The sequence below is a fragment of the Bradyrhizobium sp. DOA1 genome (assembly GCF_001593325.1).
GTDB lineage: Bacteria > Pseudomonadota > Alphaproteobacteria > Rhizobiales > Xanthobacteraceae > Bradyrhizobium.
The window spans coordinates 4,447,956-4,451,553 of sequence record NZ_JXJM01000001.1 but is presented as its reverse complement, the minus strand read 5'-3'; the positions used below and the strand labels follow the sequence as shown (position 1 = coordinate 4,451,553).

Annotated in this window: 3 protein-coding genes; 2 read left to right on the top strand and 1 reads right to left on the bottom strand. The window is 58.9% G+C overall.

The window, feature by feature from the left end:
• The first annotated feature begins 236 nt into the window (after positions 1–236).
• Positions 237–1,226, top strand: coding sequence for an ABC transporter substrate-binding protein (locus SE91_RS20920; protein WP_061848931.1), 990 nt, complete (start codon positions 237–239; stop codon positions 1,224–1,226).
• A 732-nt stretch (positions 1,227–1,958) separates the two neighbouring features.
• Here the strand turns inward: SE91_RS20920 and SE91_RS20915 are convergent.
• Positions 1,959–2,432 (bottom strand): DoxX family protein, encoded by a 474-nt coding sequence (locus SE91_RS20915; protein WP_061851225.1) that lies wholly within the window; start codon positions 2,430–2,432, stop codon positions 1,959–1,961.
• Positions 2,433–2,896: 464 nt separating this feature from the next.
• On the opposite strand from SE91_RS20915, the gene SE91_RS20910 reads away from it, so the two are divergent.
• Entirely contained in the window at positions 2,897–3,571 is a 675-nt protein-coding gene (locus tag SE91_RS20910) for a hypothetical protein (protein ID WP_061848930.1), read from the top strand.
• Positions 3,572–3,598 lie beyond the last annotated feature (27 nt).

Below are 3,598 nucleotides of genomic sequence, written 5' to 3'. Positions count from 1 at the left end.
AAGGAGCTGATCAGGCGCGGCGGGGTGATGGCGGGGTAGGGGTGTTGTCCCCGCGCTAGGATGTGCGCATAGGGGAATGCATCGGTCCCGGGCAAGCAATTGCACACTTCGCTTTCGGCCCGTCTGGACATGGGGACGCAGGTTCGGAGATCCGATGCGTTGTCCATTCTCACTAGCTGGCTCGCGGCAAAGTGCTAGGCTTTGGACATGGACGGGCGTTTCCTCCGCGGTGCTGAATGAAACGACGCGAGTTCATGGAGCTGATTGGCGGCGCGGCGGCGACGTGGCCGCTTGGGGCGCGTGCGCAGCAACCGCCCAGGTCGCGCTACAAGATAGGCTATCTCGCGAGCGCGTCGCGGGAGCAAACGCTTCGTAATGTTCAAGCCTTCGAAGCGGGCCTGCGGAGCCTTGGTTACCGCGCTGGCGAGAATGTCGTCATCGAGTACCGCTTTGCCGACGGAGACGTGGGACGGCTGGCGGCACTTGCCATAGAGGTGGCTGGGCTCGGCGTGGACGTCATCCTGTCCGGGACCAATGCGACCACGGTTGCGGCCATGAAGGCGACACGGACGATCCCGATCGTGATGGCCAACAGTGCTGAGCCGGTCAGTGCTGGACTTGTCGCTAGTCTGGCTCGCCCGGGTGGCAATGTCACCGGGTTCAGCTCGGAGCCTGGCGATGAGATCAACGGCAAGCGGCTTGAATTTCTGAATGATACTCTACCGAACCTCTCGCGTGTGGGCGTCCTGTGGAATCCGGACTTCGCGCCCAATCAGGACCGGCTGGCATCGCTGCGGGAAGCTGCTAAGGCGCTGGGGTTGACGCTTGTCCCGGCCGAGGCGCGCGCCCTGGATATGCTTCAACAAGCGTTCGCGACAATGGTGAGGGAACGCGCGCAGGTGCTCGTCGTGCTGAGCGATGGAGTGCTGTTCAACCACCGCGGCCTGATTGGCGTCATGGCCGTCATAAATCGGCTGCCTGCAATCTCTGCGGTGAGAGAATACGCGGAAGCAGGCTTCCTCTTGAGCTACGGGACCGACTTGCCAGATCAGTTTCGCCGGTCTGCGACGCTTGTCGACAAGATTCTGAAAGGCACGAAGCCCGGCGACCTGCCGGTCGAGCGGCCGACCAAGTACGAACTTGTTGTAAACCTCCAGACCGCCAAAGCACTCGACATCAACATGCCGCCGACTCTGCTGACGCGGGCCGATGTAGTGATCGAGTAGGCATTATTGCTCCTGCGTGTCAGTTGGTAGCGGTGCTTGCAGCATGTCGGTAGCGGTGGGCGAGCCGGACCTGGCGCGGTCAGGTATACCGGGCGAATGATTTCAGGCTGGGCTTCTGACCTAACTGCCACGTGACCGTCGCACATCAGAACCTGGCCGAGTTGCTGGAAACGGTAGCGAACTGCCACTGGTTCATGCCTTGCAGCGCGCACCTCGGATAGCGGGGCTTGGTGAACACTCATCGATCGCTGTTCCGAGTGATTCTGCGACTTGCCACTTTTTGGAGGGCTTGCCGCGCCGGTTCGGTTCGGCGACACTGCCTCTATTTCAAGTAGTTGTTTCAAAGGGGGTCTTTATGCCCGAAACTTTGGGAAGCCTGTTGTGGTGTGCCGCGATGGCGACGTGGCTGATGCTTCTCTTCAGTATCATGAGTGAGCGCTTGAAGCCTCTCTCGAAACGCCTCGGTCATCTGCTCGAGGTTGCGTTCAGGCTGAGAGCGAAGTGATGCCGTAACGAAGGCGCAGCGACGTCGGGCAAGCTGGCAGAGCTGCGCGTCGACTTGGCCATGTCAGAAGGAATTGAGCCGCCCTATCGTGCAGCCGTACGCGCGGCTGCACGCTGCGGAAGAGGCTGAAATGACCGATGCTGATAAAGCATGATCCGGAAAAGTGCGATGCGCTTTTTCCGGAAAGATCATGCGTAAACAACAACCCAAAGCGCGATGACGATCACTCAAATCTCATCGCGCTTTTGACCTGCCATCCTCCGGTCGAGGGAGAACCGGCCCGCTCCGGTGACAAAGATCAACAGAGCGCCTCCCATGATGGAGATGTTCTTCAGGAAATGATTGTACTGCCCGATCTGTTGCGCACCGGCGGGGTATTCCCAGTAACGATGTCCGATCGCAGTCGCCGACAATACGAACAGAAAAACCAAGAGCGCGCAGTAGCGCGTGCCAATGCCGAGGATCAGACAAGCCGACATCAATATCTCCACTGCGACGGTCGCCGCCGTGAACAGCTGGGGAGCGGGAAGGTTCAGCGACCGAAAATAGGCGACTGAGCCACTGAAATTGGTGAGCGCGCCGTATGCGCTTCCGACGAAGACCCAGGCAAGCAGGATGCGACCGACCAAAATCAGCACGTCGGCATTTTTGATGGCGAACGTGTCGGTCCCGGATGTGAACCAGGGGGAGCGGAATGACATGGTCACTGCCTTATCGTCTTGTTGACGACGGCACTTCAACATCGGTGATCGTATCACGATCGCTGAGTCTGCCAATCCCGACCTTCCCCACGGCAGACTCATCAACTAAGTGTGTATCAACTGAGTGTGTATCGCACGTTGCCATTCGGTGTTGAGCCGATCTGACCGCGGTGATATCGTTCAGCGACATCATTCCTTTACGGTCTGATGAGGCGGGTGATCGGCTTATGAACTGCCGCCTGCCATTTGGAAATTGCAATATTTGAGTACATCGAGCCTTCCTCCGGCGCATTTCATCGTCGGCGGGAAATATTCATTTTTCCTCGTGCTCTCCATCGACTCGGAGGCGGGCTTTTTTTCAGTGCTATCGAAAAAGCGATTTCGCCATGTTTATTTCGAGAAGCCGAGCCAATTCCAAGGCATGCGCTGATCATTCGACTACGAGACGCGTCAGCCGCTGCCTCATGCTTTCCCTGCTATGTGTGGCTTGCCTCGTTCAGTTGGCGCGCACCGCGTCGGCTCAATGCGCCGCTCGCGATGTTCGGCAGAATCAACTGACGTTCAAGTCACCTTCGGCGCAAGTGCCCCAGCCCATCAAGTCGGCCCGCGATGTTGCGACCTGGAGGACGATTGCAATCGGCAGCTTTGCCGACCCGATCAGGCTGCGCAATGCGCTGCATGGAATGGGCTGCAATGTCGGTGGGCAGGCCGCTGAAATCCTCGCTCGACCGGCATTCACCGTCAGCTCTCAAAAGAAAGACGTGGAGCTTGTTGTCGTATCGCCGGCCCAGCTTGGATTTACGTCCGACACGACGACCTTGGCCGACGTTTACGCGCGCGCTCGGGAATTCGGGTTTGAACTCGTTGCGGCAGAAGTCGGTCCACAATTGCGGATCCAATATCTCGACCAGCCGATGGGTGAATTTCTCGTCATCGGAATGGAGCCGATCAAGACGTGGAGTGGCGAGCCGGTCATTCTGAACGTGGCAAATGGCGGAGCTGGATTGATCCTGATCGGGCAGGACGGCAGAGCCGAAGCGGGCATACCGGCGACATCCCGCTTCGTATTCGCGCGGTCCCGTCAACCCCTGTCCAGTCGCGAGTTCGTCGAGCAGGCAGCGGCCCGGCTTCCACGGTGAACGGAACGGGCAACGATTTCTGGCGAT